Origin of the sequence: Amycolatopsis vancoresmycina (assembly GCF_000716785.1) — a bacterium.
GTDB lineage: Bacteria > Actinomycetota > Actinomycetes > Mycobacteriales > Pseudonocardiaceae > Amycolatopsis > Amycolatopsis vancoresmycina.
The window spans coordinates 1-22,683 of sequence record NZ_JNYY01000004.1; the positions used below are offsets into that span (position 1 = coordinate 1).

Annotated in this window: 21 protein-coding genes; 10 read left to right on the plus strand and 11 right to left on the minus strand. The window is 71.7% G+C overall.

Annotated features, from left to right (window positions below):
* The 5 genes from OO60_RS47735 to OO60_RS09725 form a co-directional block, all read left to right on the plus strand.
* Nucleotides 1-465, plus strand: a 465-nt coding sequence (locus OO60_RS47735) for a hypothetical protein (RefSeq protein ID WP_244885506.1), incomplete at its 5' end; no start/stop codon positions are given.
* Between the two features lie 78 nt (nucleotides 466-543).
* On the plus strand, nucleotides 544-1,320 hold the full coding sequence (locus tag OO60_RS09710) for an ArsR/SmtB family transcription factor (RefSeq protein WP_003055395.1): 777 nt from the start codon (nucleotides 544-546) through the stop codon (nucleotides 1,318-1,320).
* Nucleotides 1,321-1,497: 177 nt separating this feature from the next.
* Nucleotides 1,498-2,703, plus strand: coding sequence for an EfeM/EfeO family lipoprotein (locus tag OO60_RS09715; RefSeq protein ID WP_051767666.1), 1,206 nt, complete (start codon nucleotides 1,498-1,500; stop codon nucleotides 2,701-2,703).
* On the plus strand, nucleotides 2,700-3,893 hold the full coding sequence (locus OO60_RS09720) for a Dyp-type peroxidase (RefSeq protein ID WP_003055399.1): 1,194 nt from the start codon (nucleotides 2,700-2,702) through the stop codon (nucleotides 3,891-3,893). The genes OO60_RS09715 and OO60_RS09720 overlap by 4 nt, the downstream gene beginning before the upstream one ends.
* Before the next feature lie 29 nt (nucleotides 3,894-3,922).
* Nucleotides 3,923-5,545: a phospholipase C gene (locus OO60_RS09725; protein ID WP_003055401.1), complete on the plus strand. Its 1,623-nt coding sequence runs from the start codon at nucleotides 3,923-3,925 to the stop codon at nucleotides 5,543-5,545.
* A gap of 40 nt (nucleotides 5,546-5,585) precedes the next feature.
* On the opposite strand, the gene OO60_RS09730 is transcribed toward OO60_RS09725, so the two are convergent.
* Complete coding sequence (locus tag OO60_RS09730; RefSeq protein WP_033261238.1) at nucleotides 5,586-9,380, minus strand: tetratricopeptide repeat protein; 3,795 nt, start codon at nucleotides 9,378-9,380, stop codon at nucleotides 5,586-5,588.
* A gap of 155 nt (nucleotides 9,381-9,535) precedes the next feature.
* Between OO60_RS09730 and OO60_RS48175 the strand changes: the two genes are divergently transcribed.
* The gene (locus OO60_RS48175; RefSeq protein WP_276204589.1) at nucleotides 9,536-9,667 is read left to right on the plus strand and encodes a hypothetical protein; all 132 of its coding nucleotides are present in this window, start codon (nucleotides 9,536-9,538) and stop codon (nucleotides 9,665-9,667) included.
* 44 nt (nucleotides 9,668-9,711) lie between these two features.
* Here the strand turns inward: OO60_RS48175 and OO60_RS09735 are convergent, their stop codons facing one another.
* The 5 genes from OO60_RS09735 to OO60_RS09755 are packed head-to-tail and all read right to left on the minus strand — an operon-like array spanning nucleotide 9,712 to nucleotide 13,719.
* Nucleotides 9,712-10,125 carry an ATP-binding protein gene (locus OO60_RS09735; protein ID WP_003099493.1) on the minus strand — a complete coding sequence of 138 codons (414 nt, stop codon included), beginning with the start codon at nucleotides 10,123-10,125 and terminating at the stop codon, nucleotides 9,712-9,714.
* Nucleotides 10,126-10,136: 11 nt separating this feature from the next.
* A complete protein-coding gene (locus OO60_RS09740) occupies nucleotides 10,137-10,493 on the minus strand; it encodes an STAS domain-containing protein (RefSeq protein WP_003099492.1) in 357 nt (118 codons plus the stop codon).
* Between the two features lie 34 nt (nucleotides 10,494-10,527).
* Nucleotides 10,528-10,968, minus strand: coding sequence for a response regulator (locus tag OO60_RS09745; RefSeq protein WP_003099490.1), 441 nt, complete (start codon nucleotides 10,966-10,968; stop codon nucleotides 10,528-10,530).
* Nucleotides 10,965-12,527, minus strand: coding sequence for a sensor histidine kinase (locus tag OO60_RS09750; protein ID WP_003099486.1), 1,563 nt, complete (start codon nucleotides 12,525-12,527; stop codon nucleotides 10,965-10,967). The genes OO60_RS09745 and OO60_RS09750 overlap by 4 nt, the downstream gene beginning before the upstream one ends.
* Nucleotides 12,517-13,719 carry a PP2C family protein-serine/threonine phosphatase gene (locus OO60_RS09755; RefSeq protein ID WP_003099482.1) on the minus strand — a complete coding sequence of 401 codons (1,203 nt, stop codon included), beginning with the start codon at nucleotides 13,717-13,719 and terminating at the stop codon, nucleotides 12,517-12,519. Before OO60_RS09755 ends, OO60_RS09750 begins: the two co-directional genes overlap by 11 nt.
* A 197-nt stretch (nucleotides 13,720-13,916) precedes the next feature.
* On the opposite strand from OO60_RS09755, the gene OO60_RS09760 reads away from it, so the two are divergent.
* Nucleotides 13,917-14,276 carry a hypothetical protein gene (locus OO60_RS09760; RefSeq protein WP_003099480.1) on the plus strand — a complete coding sequence of 120 codons (360 nt, stop codon included), beginning with the start codon at nucleotides 13,917-13,919 and terminating at the stop codon, nucleotides 14,274-14,276.
* Here OO60_RS09760 and OO60_RS09765 read toward each other — a convergent pair whose 3' ends face one another.
* From OO60_RS09765 to OO60_RS09775, 3 genes are all read right to left on the minus strand, one after another.
* Entirely contained in the window at nucleotides 14,277-15,614 is a 1,338-nt protein-coding gene (locus tag OO60_RS09765; RefSeq protein ID WP_240490774.1) for a DUF2252 domain-containing protein, read from the minus strand.
* A gap of 34 nt (nucleotides 15,615-15,648) precedes the next feature.
* Nucleotides 15,649-16,689 (minus strand): DUF6801 domain-containing protein, encoded by a 1,041-nt coding sequence (locus OO60_RS09770; RefSeq protein WP_003099474.1) that lies wholly within the window; start codon nucleotides 16,687-16,689, stop codon nucleotides 15,649-15,651.
* 77 nt (nucleotides 16,690-16,766) lie between these two features.
* Complete coding sequence (locus tag OO60_RS09775) at nucleotides 16,767-17,996, minus strand: DUF6801 domain-containing protein (RefSeq protein WP_003099472.1); 1,230 nt, start codon at nucleotides 17,994-17,996, stop codon at nucleotides 16,767-16,769.
* Nucleotides 17,997-18,329: 333 nt separating this feature from the next.
* Between OO60_RS09775 and OO60_RS09780 the strand changes: the two genes are divergently transcribed.
* Nucleotides 18,330-18,893, plus strand: coding sequence for a hypothetical protein (locus OO60_RS09780; RefSeq protein WP_240490773.1), 564 nt, complete (start codon nucleotides 18,330-18,332; stop codon nucleotides 18,891-18,893).
* A complete protein-coding gene (locus OO60_RS09785) occupies nucleotides 18,890-20,074 on the plus strand; it encodes a lipase family protein (RefSeq protein WP_003099465.1) in 1,185 nt (394 codons plus the stop codon). The genes OO60_RS09780 and OO60_RS09785 overlap by 4 nt, the downstream gene beginning before the upstream one ends.
* A 299-nt stretch (nucleotides 20,075-20,373) precedes the next feature.
* Here OO60_RS09785 and OO60_RS09790 read toward each other — a convergent pair whose 3' ends face one another.
* Nucleotides 20,374-20,964, minus strand: coding sequence for a hypothetical protein (locus tag OO60_RS09790; RefSeq protein WP_003099462.1), 591 nt, complete (start codon nucleotides 20,962-20,964; stop codon nucleotides 20,374-20,376).
* 39 nt (nucleotides 20,965-21,003) lie between these two features.
* Between OO60_RS09790 and OO60_RS09795 the strand changes: the two genes are divergently transcribed.
* The gene (locus OO60_RS09795) at nucleotides 21,004-21,471 is read left to right on the plus strand and encodes a GtrA family protein (protein ID WP_003099459.1); all 468 of its coding nucleotides are present in this window, start codon (nucleotides 21,004-21,006) and stop codon (nucleotides 21,469-21,471) included.
* Here the strand turns inward: OO60_RS09795 and OO60_RS09800 are convergent.
* Nucleotides 21,454-22,650 (minus strand): PucR-like N-terminal domain-containing protein, encoded by a 1,197-nt coding sequence (locus OO60_RS09800; RefSeq protein WP_033261240.1) that lies wholly within the window; start codon nucleotides 22,648-22,650, stop codon nucleotides 21,454-21,456. The two genes, OO60_RS09795 and OO60_RS09800, sit on opposite strands and share 18 nt — an antisense overlap.
* Nucleotides 22,651-22,683 lie beyond the last annotated feature (33 nt).

Sequence of the window (22,683 nt, forward strand, 5' to 3'; positions counted from 1 at the left end):
ACCCGGCCGGGCACCACCACGACCCCCGCCACCCCGTCGACCACCACCCCGCCGACCACCACGAGCGCGCCGCCGACGACCACCACCCCGGCCACGCCCGGCGTCCCGACGACGTCCAGCACCGCGCCGAAGCCCGGTGAACTGGTGCTCGACCGCCCGAGCATCAAGCCCGGCGAGACGCTCTCCGCGTCCGGGCAGGGCTGCCAGCCGGGCCGCATGGTGACGCTGATGTCGGACGGCGCCGAGGTCGGCTCCGCCTTCGCCGACGGCTCGGGCGCCTTCACCGCGCCGGTCGAGTTCACCCGGATCGAAGCCGGGCGGCACACCGTCGTCGCCGAGTGCGGCGTGCGGCTGACCGGCGCCGTCGACCAGGTGATCACCCGCTCCTCCGGCGGGCAGACCGGCACGCTGGTCTTCCTCGTCTTCTTCGTCCTCGCCGGCATCACGGTGATCCGCTTCCGGTGACCCCCGGTTGACATGCAGCCGGTTGGCTGCCTATCTTGAATAGGCAGCCAACCGGCTGCATGTCTGCGGAGAGGCGCGATGGACGAGGTGTTCAAGGCGCTGGCCGATCCCAGCCGCCGTCAGCTGCTGGACGTGCTCAACGAGCGCAACGGCCAGACCCTGCGCGAGCTGTGCGCGGGGCTGGCGATGGCGCGCCAGTCGGTGAGCAAGCACCTCGGCGTGCTCGAAGCGGCCGGATTGGTCACGACCACCTGGCGCGGCCGGGAGAAGCTGCACCACCTCGACGCCGCGCCGATCAACGCGATCGCCGAGCGCTGGATGACCCGCTACGACCGGCGGCGGGCCGGCGCGCTGGCCGACCTGAAACGAGCTTTGGAGTCCGCACCGATGAACGAGTTCGCTTACACGACCTACATCAACACGACGCCGGAAAAGCTCTGGCAAGCGCTTACCGATCCGGCTTTCACGCGCCAGTACTGGGGCGTTTCCTTCGAAACCGATTGGGCACCGGGCTCGTCGATGACCTGGGCCGAGAGCGGCGCAAAAACGGCAGACCCGGAGCAGGTCGTCCTCGAATCGAAACCCTTTCACAGGCTGTCGTACACCTGGCACACTTTCACGGCGGAATGGGCTGACGCGAACGGCGTCGACGCGGAAACGCTCGCGAAACTGCAGCGGGAAAGCCGGACGAAGGTGACCTTCACCCTCGAACCGCAGGGCGGAATGGTGAAGCTGACGGTGCTGCACGACGGTTTCGACGACGACAGCACGACGCTGGCGATGTGCAGCCAGGGCTGGCCCGCGCTGCTGTCCAGCCTCAAGACGCTGCTCGAGACCGGCGTCCCGCTGCCGTGACCTGGCCAAACCGGTCGAACATCCCGAACGAGACAGAACACGCAGAACTGACACAGGGATACGTCTGAATCCTCCCTCTTTCGTGTTCGGCAGGCTGAAGACCGGGTGAACTTCCCTCTTTCGATTGGATCCGATGCGGTTTTGCGGGCGATAGGCTCGCATAATCCGTGACCGGTGATGGTCCGATCGAGTGACGGGAGAGTGCGCGTGCCGGGGTCAGTACGTGCTCGCTGGATCGCGGGAGCGGTGGTGCTGCTGCTCGCGGCCGGGGCGGCCACCGTCGTGGCGTTCCTGCCGGACAGCGCGGCCGCCGGCGACCCCGAGATCGCGGTCTCGCGCTCGGCGTGCGGCACCGGCTGGGCGGACCCGAAGCCGGGGCCGCAGACGTTCCGCCTGCACAACACCGGGTCGGTGACCGCCGAGGTCGACCTGATCGACCCGGCGACCGGCGTGATCTACGGCGAGGTGGAGGGCCTCGGCGCGGCCACGACCCGGCCGTTGCAGGTCAACCTGGGCAACGGCAGCTACGCGTTCCGCTGCCTGCCCGAGGACGCGGCCGCGATCGTCGGCCCCGCCGTGCAGGTCACCGGCGGCGCCGAGCGGACCGGCCCGGGTGTCGCGCCGGTGACGCACGACGACCTGCTCGGCCCGCTCAAGGCGTACCAGCAGCACGTCACGACGGGCCTGGCCGAGCTGGTCGCGAACACCGGCGCGCTGAAGACCACGGTCCACGGCGGCGACCGGGCGGCGAGCCAGGCGGCCTGGCTGACGGCCCACCTGACGTACGAGCGGCTCGGCGCGGCCTACGACGCGTTCGGCGACTCCGACGGCGCGCTGAACGGAACGGCCGACGGCCTCCCCGGCGGCGCGGCCGACCCGGGTTTCACCGGCTTCCACCGCCTGGAGCAGGGCCTCTGGCACGGCGAAGACCTGGGCGCGCTCGCCGCCGTGGCCGACCAGCTCGACACCGACGCCCGCGCACTGCAGACGTCCTTCGCCACCAGCCAGGTCGACGGCAACGACCTGGGCCTGCGCGCGCACGAGATCATGGAGAACACCCTGCAGTTCGAACTGACCGCCCGCACCGACTACGGCAGCGGCACGAACCTGGCCACCGCCCGCGCCAACCTCGACGGCACCCGCGCGGTGCTCGATGTGCTGCGACCGCTGCTGGCGCCGCGGTACCCAGACCTGTCCAAGGTGGACAGCTGGCTGAACCGGACGCAGTCCGCTTTGGACGCGGCCCACCGCCCGGACGGAACGTGGCGCCGTCCCGCGGACCTGAGCCGCCCGGAGCGGCAGAAGCTGAACGCGGACGTGAGCGAGCTGACGGAACTCCTGGCCCCGATCGCGGCGATCGCCGAGCCGAGGAGGACCTCGTGACCGGCCTCCCCCGCCGTTCCTTCCTCCGCCGGGCCGCCATGGGTGCCGGTCTCACCGTGGCCGCCGGGGCCGGGCTCGGGGCGTCCTCCGCCGTCACCGACAGCACCTCTCCGGTGCCCTTCCACGGCCGGAACCAGGCCGCCATCCTGCGCAAACCGCCCACCCAGACCATCGTCGCCTCCTTCGACGCCGTGGCTTCCTCCAAGGCCGAGCTCACCGAGCTGTTCCGTGCCATCACCGACCGGGCGCGGTTCCTCACCGGCGGCGGCGCGCCCGCGTCCCTCGGCATCACCGCGCCGCCCGCCGACTCCGGTGTGCTCGGGCCCGTCGTGCCCGGCGGGGATCTCGGGGTCATCCTCGGCGTCGGGGCGAGCCTGTTCGACGACCGGTACGGGCTCGCGAAACTCAAGCCCGCCAAGCTGAAGCCGATGACGACGTTCCCGGACGACGCCCTCGACCCCGCCCAGTGCCACGGCGATCTCAGCCTCGTCCTCTCCGCGAACTCCACCGACACCGTGCTGCACGCCCTGCGGGACATCGCCCGCGCCACCCGCGGCGGCATGCAGCTGCGCTGGAAGCTCAACGGCTTCAGCTCGCCGCCGCGGCCGGAGGGCACCCCGCGGAACCTGATGGGCTTCAAGGACGGCACCTCGAACCCCACCGAGTCCGAACTGGACAGTCTGGTGTGGACGACCGGCGAACCCGCGTGGACCGCGGGCGGCAGCTACCAGGTCATCCGGCTGATCCGGATGCTGGTGGAGTTCTGGGACCGGGTCTCGCTGGCCGAACAGGAGAACATGTTCGGCCGCCGCCGCGACACCGGCGCCCCGCTCGACGGCACCGCCGAGACCGACGTCCCCCGCTACGCCGACGACCCCATCGGTACCGTCATCCCGCTGACCAGCCACATCCGGAAGGCCAATCCGCGCACGCCGGAGACCGACGCCAGCCGGATCCTGCGCCGCGCGGTCAACTACGACCGCGGCGTCGACAGCAACGGCAACCTGGACATGGGCCTGCTCTTCGTCTGCTACCAGCAGGACCTCGAGCGCCAGTTCGAGGCGGTCCAGACACGGCTGGCCGGCGAACCACTGACCGACTACATCTCCCCGTTCGGCGGCGGCTACTTCTTCGCGCTGCCGGGCGTCACCGGCCCGGACGACCACTTCGGGCGCTCCTTGCTCGCGTGAGCGAACCCCACCACGAAAGGAAATCCACAGTGGACACCAGAACCCGCCGGCGACGGCGTGGCCTGCTCGGCGCCGGGGCCCTCGCCTCGGTGGCCGTCCTGGCCGTCGCCACCGGCTCCGCGGCGAGCACCGCGGACGCCCAGCCGCTGCACCCGTTCCCGGCGCAGTGGATCCCCACGGCGACCCCGATCAAGCACGTCGTGGTGATCTTCGGCGAGAACATCTCGTTCGACCACTACTTCGGCACCTACCCGGACGCGGCCAACACCGACGGCACCCCGTTCACCGCCGCGCACGGCACGCCGAAGGTCAACGGCCTCGACCACAAGCTGCTGACCGCCAACCCGAACGCGTACGACCCGAAGCGGCTGACGCACGAGCAGGCCATGACCTGCGACCAGAACCACAACTACGGCGCGGAGCAGGCCGCCTTCAACGGCGGCAAGATGGACAAGTTCGTCGAGAAGACCGAGACGGACAAGTGCACCGGCCAGCCGATCCTGTTCGGCGAGCCCGGCCTGGTGATGGACTACTACGACGGCAACACCGTCACGGGCATGTGGAACTACGCCCAGCACTACGCGCTGAACGACAACTCGTTCAACACGGTGTTCGGCCCGTCGACGCCGGGTGCGCTCAACCTGATCTCGGGCCAGACGCACGGCGCCCAGGCGGTCGACCCGGTGACGCACACGCCGGTCAGCGACGCGTACGCGGTGCAGTCGCCGGACGCGAACGGCGTCGGCACGGTCATCAACGACCCGGACCCGGCCTGGGACGACTGCTCGGACAAGAACCACACGAGCAAGGACAACCTGGCCACGATGCACGGCCGCAACATCGGCGACCTGCTCAACCAGCGCCACGTGACGTGGGGCTGGTTCCAGGGCGGCTTCCGCCCGACCGGCGAAGCGGGCGGCTACGCGGTGTGCGGCCAGAAGCACACGAACGTGGGCGGCAACGCGGTCGTCGACTACAGCCCGCACCACGAGCCGTTCCAGTACTACCCGTCGACGGCGAACCCGAAGCACTTGGCGCCGACGTCGGTGCACGCGATCGGCCAGACCGACCGCGCGAACCACCAGTACGACATCAGCGACTTCAACGACGCCCTGCAGGCCGGCTCGATGCCCGCGGTCAGCTTCCTGAAGGCCCCGGAGTACCAGGACGGCCACGCGGGTTACTCGGACCCGCTGGACGAGCAGCAGTTCGTGGTCAGCGAGATCAACAAGATCCAGCAGTCCCCGGACTGGCGCTCGACGGCGATCGTCCTGGCCTACGACGACTCGGACGGCTGGTACGACCACCAGAAGTCCCCGATCCTCAACGGCTCCCACGACGCCTCGCAGGACCAGTCGGTCTGCACGGCGAAGGCGACGACGGTGGGCACGTACGCGGACCGCTGCGGCTACGGCCCGCGCCTGCCGCTGCTGGTGATTTCGCCGTTCAGCAAGGTCAACCACGTCGACCACACGCTGACGGACCAGACGTCGGTGCTGAAGTTCATCGAGGAGAACTGGTTCGCCGGCCGCATCGGCGACTCGTCGTTCGACACGCGCGCGGGGTCGCTGAACGGGATGTTCGACTTCTGGTGGCCGAAGGCCCGGAAGGTCGAGCTGGACCCGAAGACCGGAGCGGTGACCCACAGCTGAGGTCGTGCGGGCGGGCACGGGTCCGTGCCCGCCCGCGCTTTCAGGCGGCCGGTGATTCGTCCAGCTCCCGTAACGCTTCCCGGACCTTTACGGCGGTCTTGGCACCTTCGGGCCCCACGGCGACGACATCGGCCAGAAGCTGCCGGTACTCGGCGGCCGCGGCATCGGTGCCCAGGAGTCCCAGCTTCGAGCGGCACAGGATGATCCGACCCTTTGCCCGAAGGATATCGAGGTGTTTGGCGTCTTCGAAGGTGGCCAGCTGCACGGCGTGGCACTCCTCGAGCACGACCAGCGCATCTTCGAAGCGTTCCCGGTCCATCAGGAAGACCGCCAGGTGCCAGGACATCGACCTGCTCGCGAAGTCCTCGGGGGCACGACGCTCGCGGCAGATCCCGACCAGCTCACGCAGCTCGCGTTCGGCGCGATCGACATCGGCGCGCAGCCGGGCGATGCGCCGCCGGAGCTGCAGCACGGCGTCCGCGAAAGGCCCGAACTCGTCGCGGTACCCCTCGAGCATGCCTTCATACCGCCGGATGCCCTCCTCTTCGGAGATCTCCCCGAGTTGCAGCTGTAAGCCGACGGCACGCCGGGCGGCGAGCAGTTCACTGTTCGTCTCGCGCTCCGGAAGGGCCGAAAGGAGGTCTTGGTACGCGCGGCATTTGGCGAGTGCTTCCGCCGGCCGGTCCAGGTCGTCCAGCAGTAGGGTGAAGTCCCACAGCAACTCGCGCAGCGCGTCGGCCGTCCCGTCTTCGCGGTACCGGGCTTCGAGATCTTCGAGGCAGCGCACTGCCGCCTCGGGATCACCGAAACGTTGCTTGCGCGCGCCGGCGACCACCAGCGCCCGGTGTTCGGTTTCACGCCGCTTGCTCTTGTCTTCCCACGGCAGGGCGGAGAACTCGGCCAGCGCCGCTTCGATGCCGATTTCGTCCAGCTCGAACCGCAGGCGGATGATCTTCACCCGGGTGATGAGCAAGTTGAGGTTGTCCGCGGGAAGTACCTGTGATTCGGCGCGAAGACAATCGCGGTAGGCGGCGAGAGCCGCTCTGGGACGGCTTAGCCGCTCCAGGCATCGCGCGTGGTCCCAGAGAGCCGTGAGGGTGCGCCGGTGCACCGACCCGAGCACCTCCTGGCTTTGCTCCACGACCACGCGTGCCGCCCGCTCGGCGGCGACCTCCCGGTTCTGCGCCGTCAACATCGACGCGAGACGTTCGCGAACCTCCAGCTCCCACCCCCGTTCTTCGGCCTCCACCTCGGCGACGTTCTCCAGCAGCGCGCGGAATCCGTGCTCGGCTTCCTCCACTCGCTTGGTGTCCTGCTGCAGCACGGCGTGGTCGAAGCGCACAGCGAACCCGAAGATGCCGGTATCACCCGAGGACTCGACGACCCGAGCGTGCAGTTCGAGGGCTTCCGCTTCGTTGCCCTGCTTGATCAGGTTCCTGGCGAGCGAACGCAGCGTGGTCCGATACCGGTCGGTTCGCTGCAGCCCCGCCGCAGCGAGCTGGCCGAGGATCTCGCGGTATTCGCGTTCCGCCTCCGGCAGCCGTCCGAGCAAACCCATCACCTGGGCGACCTCGATCCGCGCCGCCAGCGGCGTGACCCGCCGGTCGTACCCCGGGAACATCTGCTCCAGGTCGGCGTCGGCCGCACCGCGCCGGATGAGCGCCCGGGCCAGCCTGGCCGTCCAGATGATCGTGTAGTGATCCGACTCGCCGAGCAGGCGCCGACAGTCGTCCACCACCCTACGCAGCAGCTCTTCGGCTTCGTCCCGGCGATCCAGCGCGAAGAGGATCGAGACGAGTTCGCTCTGCGACACGAGCGTGTAGGGGTCCGCCGAACCGAAGAGCTCCGCACGCCGTGCCGCCACTCTCCGCATCGCGCGGAGCCCGACCAGCCTGCCCTGAGTCTCCGAGAGGGCTTGCGCCAGCTGGTGATCGGTGATGAGGGTGTCGGGGGCGTCCGGACCGAGCACCTCGACCTGCCGCGCCAGGATGTCCGTGAACTCTCGCACCGCCTGGTCGTTCGAAGCCGAACCGCTGAGCAGCGCGCGGTGGCGGGCCGCGAGCCGGACCGGGTGGTTCTCGGGCAGCACGAGGGCGCGCTTCAGCACGAGCTCGCAGTAGGCGCTAGCGCCGTCGAAGGTGCCTGAGAACGAGATGTACGCGAACGCGCGCACCCCGGCCCGCAGGACCTCGACGAGCAGGTCTTCGTCCGTATCCGGCACGGCGGCCACGAGCGCAGCCACGTGCGGCAGGACCACCCGCCACCAGTTCCAGTTCTCCGATGACTCCGGCGCGGGCTCGGCCGCTTTGGTGATCAGCCGCGCCGCGGCCCGCCAGGTGCTCCGCTGCTCCGCCGGTTTCGACTTGAGCAGCCGACTCCGGGTCGCTTCCAGGACCAGCCGGTGGCCGACGACGACGCAGCTGGTGGCCAGGGCGTCCGTCTCCGTCCCCTGGCTTCGCGGCACCGAAAGCAGTTCGAGGTCCACGAGCGCCTCCAGCGCCCGCTCGAGGTCGTCCACCGACGGCGCGCCCGGGCCGTCCTGGACCAGGAGCTCGGCCGGAAGCGGGGCCGGCGCGAAGCAAGAGATCAACCGCATCAGCGGACGGGCCTGGGTGATCCCTTGGCTGTCGAGGAGATCGAGGTTCATCTCCCACGTACGGCTGATCAGCACGCGGTGCAGGCGCTCCAGCCGGTCGGTTTCGTTCGGCCGCGACAGGCCTTCGTCGAGCAGGTCCGTGCCGATGTCGCCGAGGGCCTGGCGGTACGTGGCGAACGTGGCGATCCGGGCCGGGCCGCGCAGCAAGCCCGCCCCGCGCGCGGTGCGGCCGAGGTAGCTGCCCGCCGAGCGCAGCGCCAGCGGCAGGCCGCCGAGCCGTTCGGCGAGGGCCTGCGCCTGCGCCCGGTCACCGGCGTGGCCGGCGAGGTCGACGAGGACGTCCGCGGCGTCGTCGTCGGCCAGCACGCCGATCTGGTGCCGCTCGGCCTGGCTGCCCCAAACCTCGGGGCTGCCCACCCGGGACGTCAGCAGGCTGGTCCCGGCCCGGCTCGGCCGGACCCACCCGGTCCCGTCGCCGGGGTTTCCCCCGGGCGCGGCCAGGATCTCGGGATCGTCGGCGTTGTCGACCACCAGCAGCCACGGCTGGCGCGCGGCATCGAGGTGCCGCCACAGCAGGTCCATCACGTCGGCCCGGCCCGTCCACGACTGCCCCAGCTCGTCGGCCGGGACACGTAGTTCACGGGCGATCTCCCGCATCCCGGCCGCGAGCCCACCGCGTTCGGCGGCCGACACCCAGTACACCGGGTAGTCGGCCTCACGGGCCAGCCGGGCCGTCTCCAGCGCGATGGTCGTCTTGCCGCAGCCACCCAGACCGTGCAGGACCTGCAGCATCGGCTTCGGCTCCGCGACCAGCCCGGTCAGGTGGGCGAGGATCGCATCCCGGCCCCGCACCCGGGCGGGGAGGTTGCCCGTGGGCGGCCAGATCGAAACCTCGGGCTGCCGCGAGACGACGACTGCGTCGCGGTCGAGCTCCGGTTCGTCGGCGGCGGAGCCGTCCAGCGACTGTTCGGCGTCCCTCGCCGCCTCCCAGACCCTGGACCACTCGAGGCCGGGCTCGACGCCGCAGGTCCTCAGGAGGAATTGCGTCGTGCGCCAGGACGGCACGCTCTTTCCGCTCAACGCGTTGGAAACGGTCGACGCCGCCAGTCGCGCGTCTTCAGCCAGCGCTCGCAGGACCGTGTAGTCGGCATCGGCCATCGCCCGGCGCAGTCCTTGCGCCAGCTCCCGCATCGCCGGCGGGGCGTTCCGGTCCACGGGGTCGAGCCTGTTGCCCTTCACCGAACCCCTCCTCGCTGTTCGCCGCCGAACGTCGAACGAACGCCCGGCCCGGGCGCCGTCGCGCCGGGTTCGGCGAACGTTCGGCGAACGCCCCGAACAATGCCCTCCGCCCGTACTCCGGATACATCGCTACTCGAACGAAGGATGTGACCGGCATGGGAATCCGTGACCACCTCGAAATCGCGGCGCAGGTGCTGACCTGTCTGGACCTCGCCGTGAAACTCGGCTCGGCGAGCACCCGGCGGTGGCGGCTGCGCCGCCGCAAGCGGACCCGGCGGCGGCGCTGAGCGTGGCCAGGCCCGCGGCCGCCCGGCCGCGGGCCTGTTCCCGTTCAGCGCGCGTCCGGGACCGGGTCCAGGTCCCAGGCCAGCGTCACCACCGTGCCCGCATCGCCCGACGAGATGTCCGCCCGGTCCGCGCTCGCCCGCAGCAGCAGCAAACCCCGGCCCCGCAACGAAACCGGCTGGGTGTCCGGGACCGGTGCCCGCCACTGGCCGTGGTCGGTGATCACCACCTCGACGCGGTCCGGGTACGCCGAGGCGTCGACGTCCACCAGGCCGTCCCCCGTGCCGTCGTAGGCGTGGTCGGCCACGTTCGCCAGTGCTTCGTAGCTGGCCAGCACGATGTCGCCGGCGCGGCGCTCGTCGATGCCCGCCGCCAGTACCCACGCCATGAGGTCGTGACGCAGGCGGCGGAGGGCGGCCGGGACCGCGGGCACACCGTGGCACCGGAACGGTTCCTGCATCCGCGTTCGCCTCACTCGAGTGCTTCGCCGACCGTGGTGTGGACGCCGATCCACGTGTCGAGGCCGGTCGTCCGCAGCGGTCCCGATGTCACCGCCGAATCGCTCACGACCCGCAGCGAGTGCTCGGCCAGCCTGCGGTGGGCGGCCGCGAGCACCTGCAGCCCCGCCGAGCAGAAGAACGTCACCGCACGCAGGTCGACCACCAGCTTCTCCGGCTCGCGGGCCAGCACCACGTCGACGACTTCGCCGAACTCCGGTGCGCTGACCAGGTCGATTTCGCCCGCGACGGCGAGCACCGCGGTGCGGCCGCGCCAGTCCAGCGTGACCGCCAGCTCGCTGGCGGGCAGCTCCGGGGTCGAAGGGGTCACGGCCTCCCATCGTGCCCCACTCACCGCGAAACGGCTACCGGTGCGGGAGTTGCACGACGGTGACCCAGAAGTCGTCGATCTTCCGGACCACTTCGACGAACTTCTCGAAGTCGACCGGCTTGGTGACGTAGGCGTTGGCGTGCAGCTCGTAGCTGCGCAGGATGTCCTCCTCCGCCTCCGAAGTCGTCAGCACGACCACCGGGATCGTGCGCAGCGCGGGGTCCTGCTTGATCTCGCCGAGCAGCTCCCGGCCGTCCTTGCGGGGCAGGTTGAGGTCGAGCAGGATCAGCCCCGGCCGCGGCGACTCCCGGAACGGCCCCTCGCGGTGGAGGAACCGCAGCGCCTCGACGCCGTCCTCCGCGACGTGCAGCGGGTTGCGGATCTTGTGGTGCGCGAACGCTTCCCGGGTCATCAGCACGTCCCCGGGGTCGTCCTCGACGAGCAGGATGTCGATCGGGGCAGGCACCTGCGTCATGCGTTCCCCTTGTCCTCGAGGGCGGGCAGGGTGAAGCGGAAAGTCGTGTCCGCGGCTTCGGTGTCGAGCCAGATCCGGCCGCCGTGGTACTCGACGATCCGGCGGCACAGGGCCAGCCCGATGCCGGTGCCCGGGTACGCCGAGCGCGTGTGCAGCCGCTGGAACAGCGCGAACACCCGTTCGGCGTACTCCGCGTCGATGCCGATCCCGTTGTCCGCCACCGAGAACACCCACTCGCCGCCGTCGCGTTCCGCGGTGACCCGCACCTCCGGCGGTGTCTCGCCCTTGAACTTCAGCGCGTTGCCGATCAGGTTCTGGAACACCGCCGTCATCAGCGCCGGCTCGACGCGCACCTCGGGCAGCTCGCCGCGGGAGACCTTGCCGCCGCTGAGCGACAGCGCCACCTCCAGGTTCGCGAGCGCGTCGTCGACCAGCGCGCCCGCGTCGGCCACGACGTGCTCGCCCGGCTTCCGGCCGACCCGCGAGAACGCCAGCAGGTCGTTGATCAGCACCTGCATCCGTTTCGCGCCGTCGACGGCGTACTCGATGTACTGCTCGCCGCGCTCGTCGAGCAGGCCCTGGTAGCGCCGCTGGAGCAGCTGGCAGAAGCTGGCCACCTTCCGCAGCGGTTCCTGCAGGTCGTGCGAAGCGACGTAGGCGAACTGCTCCAGGTCGGCGTTCGACCGCTCGAGTTCGCGGGTGCGGCGGTCCAGCATCGCGTTGGACTCCTCGGCCTCGCGCGTGCGCCGGTCCAGCAGCGCGTGCGCCCGTTCGAGCTCGGCGACCTCGTCGAGGATGCGCTGCCGCATCGCCTCGACGTCGGCGCCGAGCTGGGCGATTTCGCGCGGCCCGCTCCCGTGCACCGGGTGGTGGATGTCGGCGTCGGCGACCTGGCGGACCTCGCCGGCCAGCCGCAGGATCGGCCGGGTGATCACCTGCCGCAGCCCGGCGAACAGGCCGACGAACAGCAGCAGCACCAGCGCGCCGATGACCACGAACATCGCGTTGAGGAAGCTCGCCGCCCCGTCCAGGTCGGCGCGGCCGGCGTCGCGGATCGCGGCGAGGTGGTCGAGCTGGGCGTCGAGGGCCGTGCGGACGTCGACGAACAGCGTCCGGCCGCGCTCGACCTGGGCCGCGGTGACCGGGGGCGCGCCGGGCGCGATGGTCGGGGCGGCCGCGTCCTGCCAGGCGGTGGCCGCCCGCAGCACGGCGGCCAGGTCGTCGCCGATCGCGGTGCCCGGGTCGGCACCGAGCTGCCGCAGCTGGGTGACCGCGGCTTCCTGGGCCCGCATCCCGTCGGTGTAGGGGACGAGGAACTCCGGCTGGCGGCCGAGCTGGTAGCCGCGGACGCCGCTTTCCTGGTTGAGCAGCGCGGTGGACAGCTGGATCGCGGCCAGGCGCTGCGGGCCGATCACGTCGAGCAGGCGCGTCCGGGCCTCGGTGAGGTTCTGCAGCGCGATCCCGCCGGCGACCAGCGCGGCGACGAGCAGCACCGCCTCGACGGCGGCGAGGATGGCCAGGCGGCGGCCGATCGGCCAGCCGCGTGCGTCACCGCTCATCGGCCGTGTCTCCCGGGTCGTGGCTGAGCAGGGCGAGGGCGACGTCGTCGTCGAGCGGGCCGGAGTTGAGCCGTTCGGCCCTGGCGATGAGCTCGTCCAGGAGCGCGTGGCTGTGGATCCCGGTCGAGCGCTTGATGTCGAGCACCAGGGCGGCCATCCGCTCGTGGCCCAGCCGCTCGGACCCGGCCCCGACACGGCCCTCGAACACGCCGTCGGTGTACAGCAGCAGCGACCACCCCGGCTCCAGGGGGACGTCCAGTGCGTCCCACTTGGCGCCCTCGACGACCCCGAGCGGGACGCCGAGGCGCTCGCCGGAGAGCAGGTGCCCGTCCCCCGGCGTGAGCAGCAGCGGCGGCAGGTGCCCGGCCAGCGACAGGCGCAGGGACCGCCGGTCCGGGGCGACGACGACCATGCAGACGGTGGCGAACAGCGGCTCGATCCGCTCGTGCACCAGCACCCGCTCGACCATGCTCAGCACGTCGGCCATCGGCAGGCCGGCCATGACGAGGGAGCGCCACGCGATCCGCAGCGCGACGCCGAGCGCGGCCTCGTCCGGGCCGTGGCCGCAGACGTCGCCGATCATCATGTGCACCGTGCCGTCGGCGAGCTCGATGGCGTCGTAGAAGTCGCCGCCCAGCAGGGAGCCGTTGCGGCCGGGCCGGTAGCGGGCGGCCAGGTCGAGGTGGGGGTCGCGCAGCAGCGGGCTGGGCAGCAGGCCGCGTTCGAGCCGCGCGTTCTCCCGCGCGAGCAGCTGCTGCTGGAGGAACTGCTGCTCGACCTGCTCGGCGCGCTTGCGTTCGCGGGCGAACCGCAGCGCCTTCACCAGCAGCGGGCCGTCGACCTGGTCCTTGACGAGGTAGTCCTGCGCGCCGGCGGCGACCGCGGCGACGCCGGTGGCCTGGTCGTGCTGCCCGGTCAGGACGACCACCGCGACGCCGGGGGCGTGCTGGCCGAGCTTGGTCAGGCCGGACAGCCCCATGGCGTCGGGCAGCTGGAGGTCGAGCACGACGCAGTCGGCGGTGAGCGGGCCGCCCAGCGCGGCGGCGAGCGTTTCGACGCGTTCGAGCGAGTACGGCACGGCCGTGTCCGCCAGCATTTCCTCGACCAGCAGCGCGTCGCCGTCGTCGTCCTCGATCAGCAGCACCCGCAGGCGCGTGCGGGGATCCCACGATGAGTCGAGCGCGGCGGTCACCGGCGTCTCCCGTTCGGCTGCTCTTGAGCCAGCACTTCCAGACGATCAACCCTAGCGGCACCGGCCACCGCCGCCTACGGCCGCGAAACCGGTCCCACCGGGGAAGCGTTTTATAGCACCCCGGTGTGACACCGGGTCGATAACGGTTCGGGTCACGGCCGGAGCCGAACCGGGCATTTCGCGCCTACGCTGCCCGGATGGCCCGGTCCGCGGCACTCGCCTGGTGGGGTGCGGCGGCGTGCTGGTTCCTCGGGTCGCTGGCCGGGCGGCTGACCGGCAGCCACACCGCGATCACCGGGGCCGTCCCGCTCCCGGTCGCCGTCTTCCTGTTCGCCGGCTGCGGCGGGCTCTGGGCGTTGCTCGTCCACGCGGCGTTCCGGGGCCGGCGTGGTGCCCGTCCCGTGCTCGCGGTGGCCGGTGGGCTCGGGATCGTGGACCTGGTGGTGCAGCTCGTCGGGGACGTCGTGACGCGCAACCTGGTGCACGGCGGCTTCTTCCTGGCCGCGTTGGTCCTCTCCGGCGCCGGGTTCACGCTGATGTTCCGGCCGCGCCGATGATCAGAACAGCGGGCGGCCGCTGTTCTTGGCGGTGACGTACGCCTGCCAGTCGCTGGTGACCTGGTCGGCGTAGCTCGTCGCGAACGCCCGCGTTTCGGCCTGCAGCCCGGAGACGGACGTGATCGCGCCGTCGATCGCCGCGTCCGCCGAGTACGCCAGCCCGGTGCCGGCGATGTCCTGGTCGGCGCGGGAGTGCGCGGCGGCCAGCAGGCGCCCGACGTCCCGGACGGTGTCGTCCCAGATCGCGGACGTCGTCAGGTCGCCGATCTTCAGGTCCTCGGCGAACGGCGACTTCTCCTTGACGAGCACCGGCGTGCTGCCCACGCTCGCCCAGCCGGCCAGCGGGTCCGACTGGTTGGCCAGCCAGCGCAGGGCCAGCGCCGGGCGCTGGCCGCCGGTCAGCGTGGTGGCGTTCGGCGCGAGCTGCTTGGGCGCCGGGTCGACCTGCTGCTTGAGTTCCAGGATCCGGTCGTCGGAGTTCGCCGTCGTGTCCCCTTCGACGAGCACGTACCAGCGGAAGCGGCCCAGACTCCCGGTGCCCGCGCCGGTCCGGCGGCGGACGTCCTTCACGACGGCTTCGGACGCCTTGAGCGGCTTGCCCGCGGTGGTCCGGTAGGCCGCGACCGCGTTCACGAGCTGGGTGCGCGTGGCCGCCGGGACGGCCTGGAGCTGCGGGTCGTCCTTGAAGTGGCCGCCGGTGGTCCACTTGGCGATCAGGTCGGCCCGCTTGTCACCGGCGGAATCGTCGATCAGGTCACCGACGAGGTCGGAGGTGTTGCTCGAGGTCAGCCGCCAGGTCGCTTCGTCGTTCGTCCCGTGGAACTTCGCGATCCACTGGGCGTACTCGGCGACGAACGTGTCGACATCGGCGGCGATCTGGCTCGCGCTGCGGCCGTCCGCCCGCCCGGCGAGGACGATCGACACGGCTTCGCGGCGCAGTTCCCACGTCCACGACCCGCGCCAGGCGTCGTCGGTGTCGGTGACGGCGAACTGCTCCTCGTTGTCGGCCCCGCGGTCGGCCCCGGTGTTCTCCAGGTGGGCGTCGCCGGTCAGCCACACGTCGCCGCCCGCGGTGGCGTAGGCGGACGCCGGCAGTTCGCCGAGGTCGCGGTAGTACAGCGGGGACGTGCCGCGGAAGAACGCCCACGCGCTCGACGCCAGCGTCTGCGTGCGCAGCGTCAGCTCGTCGTCGGTGGCGCCGCCGTCGAGCACGTGAAGCGCGTGGTCCCGGTCGTAGATCACCGCCACGGGGTCCCGGCTCAGGCCGGCCGCCTCCCCGGGCGCGGCGGTGGCGAGCAGCGTGACAACGACCAGGGTCCCCACAGTGGTTCGGCGCATTCCTCCACCAATACCGGCTGGAGGTGAGCGGGGGTCAGCGCGCAGTCAACGTCAGGGCGAACGTGTTCCCGTCGCCCTGCACCAGGGAGCTCAGGTACGGGGTGAACGTGCCGCACCCGGTCAGCGCCGGGACCGTGTACTGCCCGCTCACCGGCCCGCCGGACGCGAGCGCGAAGCCCGGTCCCGTCTTCAGGTCGACCGGGATCGGGGCGCTCGCCCGGCACCCCGCGTCCGCGACCGGCAGCCCGAACAGCGTCACCTGCGGCAAGGCCAGCGCGAGCTTCGCGTGCGCAACGAAGCCGTCACCGGTGATTTCGCCGGTCTGCGGGCCGTCCGGGCCGAACTGCAGGTCGGCTGTCCCGGGCACGAACCCGAACACCTTGAACTCCGCCCGCGTCCGGTCGAATCCCGGGCTGAACCCCGCGAAGGACCCGGTGAGCGGCGCGCTCGCCCCCAGCGCCTTCACCGTCGTCGAGCCGGTCACGCCGTAGTCGCGGGCAGCCCCCAGGTCGAAACTCAGCAGCACCGGGTCCTGGCCGGGGTCGAGCGTGCAGTCCGAGGTGAACGAGCCCAGCCCGGTGTACGAGCCGTCCGCCTTCTTCGGCGTGAGGCGGGTGCTGAAGCCGCCGATCGTGAGGGTGGTCTTCCCCGCGTTCGGCAGCCGCACCGGCGGGACCGAACCGGACGCGTTCGTGGTGAACGCCCCCGAAGGCGGCACGGCGGTCTTCGCCACCGTCAGCGGCAGGGCGAGCGGCAGCGTCAGCGGGCCGTTGGCCAGCGTCACCCCTGCGGACGCCGTCCCTTCGATGCTCGCCGCGCCGACCAGGGCCAGACCGCGGGCGGACTTGTCCGGCACGGTCACCGCCACCGCGAGGTCCGCGGTCGTGAACGTGCCACCCGGCGCGGACGGCACTTCGAACGACGCCTTGATCTCCACGTCCAGTTTCTGCAGCCCGATCAGCGGAAACGGGCAGGTGAAGCCGAGCTGCTCGTCGATCGGCGTGGACGCCGCCGCCGGCGTCGCGAAGGCGAGGGCGAGCACGCAGGCGGCGAGCAACGACCGGGCGATCCGCACGGGCGCTCCCTTTCTCGAGGCGTGGCACCGGCCCCCGCCGCGGCACAGGCAGCGCGCAGCGGGGGCCGGCAGATCGGTCACTTCTTGGCGAGGGTCAGGTCCAGCGAGTTGCCGTCGCTCTTGGCGAAGGCGCTGATGATGTCGTTGAACGGACCGCAGTTCTTCAGCGCCGACAGCGAGTAGGTGCCCGCCAGCTTGCCGCCCTTGAGCAGGTCGAAGCCGGGCCCGGTGGTCATCTCGCTGGTCGACGGGGTGGTCGTGCCGCACTTCGGGTCGGTGCTGATCGGGATGCCGAACAGGTTGACCGTGGTGAGGAACGTGTCGAACTTGATGTGCGCCTTGAAGCCGGTGCCGACGAGCTCACCGGTCTGCGGGCCGTTCTGCACGACCTTGACGTCCGAGCTGCCCTGCAGGAAGCCGAACAGCTTGAAGTCGGTGTGCGTCGGGTTCAGCTGCAGGCTCCCGGTGAACTTCTTGTTGGCCAGGTCCACGTCGGCGTCGAACGAGCCGGTGATCGGCGCGGTGCTGCCGAGCGACTTGAGCGCGGTCTGCCCGGTGATGCCGAAGGAGTACTTGATGCCCCCGCCCGGCGGCGTGGTCGTAGGCGGGGTCGTCACCGGCGGCGTGGTCATCGGCGGCGTGGTGACCGGCGGGGTCGTGGTGGGCGGGGTCGTCGTCCCGCCACCGCCGTTGATGGTGATCGTCGCCAGGGTGTTGTTCTGCCCGCTGTCCTGCGTGCAGGGCGCGTCGATCGTGCCGTCCGGCGTGATGCCGGTGACCGAGCCGTCGGCCTTGCGCGGGGTGACCTTGAGGTTGAGGTCGCCGACGGTGATCTTCGCCTGGCCGGGCTGGGTGAAGGTCAGCGACGGCGTCTTGCCCGCCGCGTTGATGTTCATCTCGCCGGACGCCGGGATGTTCGTCTTGTCCAGCGTGATCGGGACGCTGACCGGCAGGTTGAGGCTCGGCGCCGCGACGGTCGCGCTCGCCGTGGCGGTGCCCTCGAGCGTCGTGGCGCCGATCAGGCTCAGGCCGCTGACGGTGTCCGCGTTGATGGTGGACACGGCCTTGATGTCGAACGCGCCGGTCGGCTGCCCGGTGTTCACCGTGGTCGGCAGGTCGGTGTTGATCACCACCTTCAGCGACTGCGAACCCACCAGCGGGAACGTGCAGTGGTAGTTCAGCGTCAGCGAAATCGGGTCGGCGGCGCTGGCCTGCGCCCCGACGACGAGCGCGGTGGCGATGAGCCCGACCGCCCCCGCGGCCGCGGCGGCCGCGACCGTCTTCTTCTTGCCAGTTGGGTGACTCACGATGGTCCTTCCGTGTATCAACAGTGATACGAAACGGCGGAGCGTTCCCTGGAAATGACCGTCCGGAAATCGCTACCGAACGGTAAGCTAACGAGCGCCGCTCGTTCCGATCAAGTGCTTGCCGGAAAAAGGTCACGCGGGCACGGCAAATTGTCACACCGGCACGCCACCGCGACCGGTTTCCTAGCAGTCCGGGGAAGGTTTCCCCAGCACAGCGCCACCGGCGAACCGCTGATGCGCGTGACAAAACCGCGTTCCGGAATGTTGACGCGCGTGCCAAACGGCTATTCTGTTCTTGCTCGCGCCGGAGCGCGCCGCGTAGCTTCGAAACCCATGAAAAGAATGCACAGCGCGGTGCTCGCGATGTCGGCGGCCGCGCTTCTGTCGTGTGCCGCGTGCGCTTCGGACACCCCGCCCGACCCGGGCCGCCACGCCGATCCGGCGGCGCTGGCCTGGGTCGACAAGGTGTGCACCGGCGTCGCCGCGGGCTCGGCGAAGCTCGCCCAGCCGCCCGCGGTCGACGACGCCGACCCGGTGAAGACCCGGGACGCGATGGTCGGCTTCCTCGGCAGGCTCGGGTCCGCCCTCGAGGACATGGCGGGCGGCATCCGCACCGCCGGCGTCCCGCCCGTCCCGGATGGACAGTCCGTTGTGGACAAAGCGACCGGCAACCTCACCGAGACGCAGGGCAAGCTCGCCGAGACGAAGACCCGGATGGAGCAGGCGACGGTGACCGACCAGGCCGGCCTGCGCCGGGTCATCTCCGACGCCGACGCGACGATGGGCAAGCTCAGCGACCCCGAGGGCCCGATCAAGGACCTCAAGGCCAACCCGGAGCTGAACCTCGCCTTCAGCGAGTCCGCGACCTGCAAGCGCGTCTACGGGACGGGCTCGTGACCGGCCGCCGCGTGCTCGCCGCGCTGGTGGCGCTGGTCCTGACCACGGCGTTCGCCCCCGCGGCCGCCGCCGCGCCCGCTCCCGGTCCCGCCGACGACTCGTTCTACGTCCCGCCGTCCCCGCTGCCGGCGGGCAAGCCGGGTGACGTGCTGCGGTGGCGGCCGTCTTCCGCGGGCCCGCGCAAGGCGTCGGTCGACGCGTGGCAGGTGATGTACCTGTCGACGAACGCGCTCGGGCAGCCCGACGCGGTCACCGGCACGGTCCTGGTGCCGAAGAGCGCCGACCGCGCGACGGCCCCGATCGTGGCGTTCGCCCCCGGCACGCACGGCCCGGCGTTCGCCTGCACGCCGTCGGCGATGATCGACATCGGCGCGTTCTACGAGCAGCCCGGCCTCGACGACCTGCTCGACGCGGGGTACGCGGTGGCGGTCCCGGACTACGAGGGCTACCAGCCGCAGCCGAAGACGACGTACGTGGTGGGCCGCTCCGAGGGGCCGGCGGTGATCGACGCGGTCCGCGCGGCCCAGCGGCTCCCGGCGGCCGGCCTGTCGGCGTCGGCGAAGGTGGTGTTCCGCGGGTATTCCCAGGGCGGCGGCGCGGCGGCGTGGGCCGGCGAGCTGCAGCCGGCGTACGCACCGGAGCTGAACCTGGTCGGCATCGCGGCCGGCGGGGTACCGGCGGACCTGGTCCAGGTGACGCTGCAGCTCGACGGCAAGTTCGGCTTCGGCGTGTTCGCGTACGCGCTGCTGGGGCTCGACCGGGCGTACCCGGAGCTGCAGCTGGACTCGTTCCTGAGTGACAACGGCCGCGCGAAGCTGGCCGAGATGCAGCGGAGCGCGTGCACGTTCGAGCTGCTCACGACGTACGCGAACCAGAAGATCGGGGATTACACGACTTCGCCGGGCTACATCAAACCGGCGTGGGTGGCGCGGCTGAACGAGAACAAGCTGGGCGGGACGCCACCACGGGTACCGGTGTTCCTGTACCACGCGACGGGCGACCAGCTGGTGCAGTTCGCGCAGGCGGACGCGCTGCACAAGGCGTACTGCGCGGCCGGGGTCCGGGAGACGTGGAAGACGTACGACACGGACCACATCACGCTGGTGTACACGGGCAACGCGGATGTGCTGGCGTTCGTGAAGGACCGGATAGCGGGCAAACCGGCGACGGCGAGCTGCTGATCGGGGCTCTGCGGGCGGGGGCGGCCGTTTGGCGGCTGCGGCCGCGGGGTTCCGGCGGACCGGGCGCAACGGCTCCGGCCGCGAAGGCGCTTGGCGAACCACCGCTCGGCGCCGCCGACCGCGGAGCTTTCGGGAAACCGGGCTCGGCGGCTCCGGCAAACCACCGCTCAGCAGCTCACTCCACCGCGAGCAGGCCGGGGCGCCGCCCCCCGACTTCCACGCTACCGGCAACCACCGACAGTTTCCGGCGGCCGCCGCGAGCCGTCGCACCCGCAAGCCCTGCCGCCGAAGCCCGCCGGTCAGTGGTTGCGGTTGCCGCGGGGGTGCTGCTGCCAGGAGCTGATCACCGAGCTCACGTACTCCCGCCACTGGTCCTCCGGCGACGCCGTCGACGGGGCCGGGGGCTCTGCGTGGGCGGGTTTACGGCCCGCCGCGGACGGCATGCTCGTGGTCTCCGGTGGCGAGTCGCGCACCTGGGCGGTGAGCGGCGGGGGTGCCGCGGAGGCGCTCATCGTCACCACCCCTTCGCTCGACGTCGTGGGCGGTGGCGGTGCCGGGACCGCCGCGCCCGGTGGGGGTACCGCCGTTCCGCCCACCTGGTGCGGCTGGAACAGCACGACCGCCGCCAGGCCGAGCCCGACAGCCGCGCCCGCCGCCAGGACGTAGGGCTTCGCGCGGCGGGACCGGTCGGCCGGCGGGGCCTCCTCGGGACGCTCGTCGGCCGCCAGCTCCGCGTCCAGCACCGCCAGGGGGTCGGGCGCGGGTGCGGTGGCCGGTTCCTCGGCGAGCTTCGCGTCGAGCTCGCCGCGGATCACCAGCGGTCTCGTCTGCGAAAGGTTCACCAGTTCGGCGACCGAGGGAAGTTCGCCCTCCCCGCCCGTCCGTGCCATCGAAAGACCTCCGCCCTGTCGGCGCCACCTGGAGGAACCATGCCCGAGCCGCGAGAGCTGCTCCGCTTCGCCGTCGTCGGCTCGGCCGCGTACGGGGTCACCCTACTGGGCGACTACAGCCTGAAGTTCACCGTGTTCCGGGAGAAGCCGGTGACGGCCCTCGCGGTCGCCACCGTCGCTGCCACGGCGTTCGCGTACCTGCTGTCCCGCCGCTGGTCGTTCGCCACGCGTGGCGGCCACGGGCGGGTGCGGGAGGCGACGCTGTTCTTCGCCGTGAACGCGGGTGCGGTGGCGGTGAACCTCGTGCCGCCGCTGGTGTCGCGGTACCTGCTGCACCTGGCCGTTCCGTACGTCGGCTACGCCACGCAGGAGGTCGCGGACTTCGTCGCCGGGATGCTGCTCGGCACCCTGCTGGGGACGGCGTTCCGCTGGTGGGGCTACCGGCGGTGGGTGTTCCCGCGGCCGGCCGCGACCGCACCACGGCGGGCCTCAGCCCTGGTCCGGTAGGGCGCGCTCGGCCAGCAGCGCCAGCTCCAGCCGCAGCCGCTCGGCCGGGTCGTCCAGCCGGTCGCCGAACAGCTCCGCCAGTTTCTTCAGCCGGGCCCGGACCGTCTGCGGGTGCAGGTCGAGCAGCCGCCCCAGCTCCGGCGCGCTCCCCCGGGTCCGGACCAGCGCCAGCAGCGTCTCGGCCAGCTGCTCGCGGCGGCGCCCGGACAGGCCGGACAGCGGCTCCAGCGTCGTCGAAGCCAGCTGCGCGAGCAGGAACTCGTCGGCGAGCAGCAGGAGCGTCGTCACGTGGTCGCGGCACCAGATCACCGGGCCCGGTGCGTCGAGGAGGCCGCGGGCGGCCAGGTCGGCCGCCCGGCGGGCGATCCGGAACGACTCGGGTGCCTCGGACGGCGGCACCAGCGGCCCGACCGCGACCGTCCAGCCCGGCGGCAGCCCGCCGAGGCCGGCCAGGTCGACGTCCGGGGCCGGGGTCAGCGCGGCCGGCGGGTCGCCTGCCGGGTCGGCGGGGACGTGCTCCGGCAGCAGCCCCGGCGGGAACTCCGGGGCACCGGGCAGCGCGCGGAACGCCACCGCCGCGACCCGCTCGGGCACCGGCAGCCCGGACGCGGCGATCAGACTGTCCACTTCGGCAGGTATCCGGCCGCCGAGCAGCGCGTGCAGCAGGCGGCGGTGCCGTTCGCCGGTCCCGGCGACCGCGGCTTCGGCCGCGCGGTAGCCCTCCGCGACGGCGGCCATCGACGTCTCGACGTCGGCGAACATCCCTTCGGCGGCGCCGTACAGCACGTCACCGGACAGGCCCGCTTCCCGCGCGATGTCGGCGATCCACCGCCAGGTGACCCGGCTCGACACGCGCACGGCCGCCTGCACGGCCTCGCGGCTGAGACCATTGTGGAACGCTTCGCGCCCGTGGCCGCGGAACTCGGCCAGCCGGTCGGACTGCCACATCGCGGGCGTGCCGACGCGGTCGACGTCCCGCTCGATGCCGCGCCGCGCCTGCTCGATCGCGACGGCGCGCTGCGGACCGTGGCCGAAGCTCCGGGAATATTCCGGAATCTCGGCGGCGATCGCGTCGACGCAGGCCCGGGCGATCTCCGGGATCCGCGGGCGCACCGCGTCGCCGAGTTCGTGCGGCAGCCGGGACCACACGGAGCCGTCCGAGGCAGCGGAACCGCGCATGGGGAATTCAGTCCTCCGCTGGGAATTGGTACC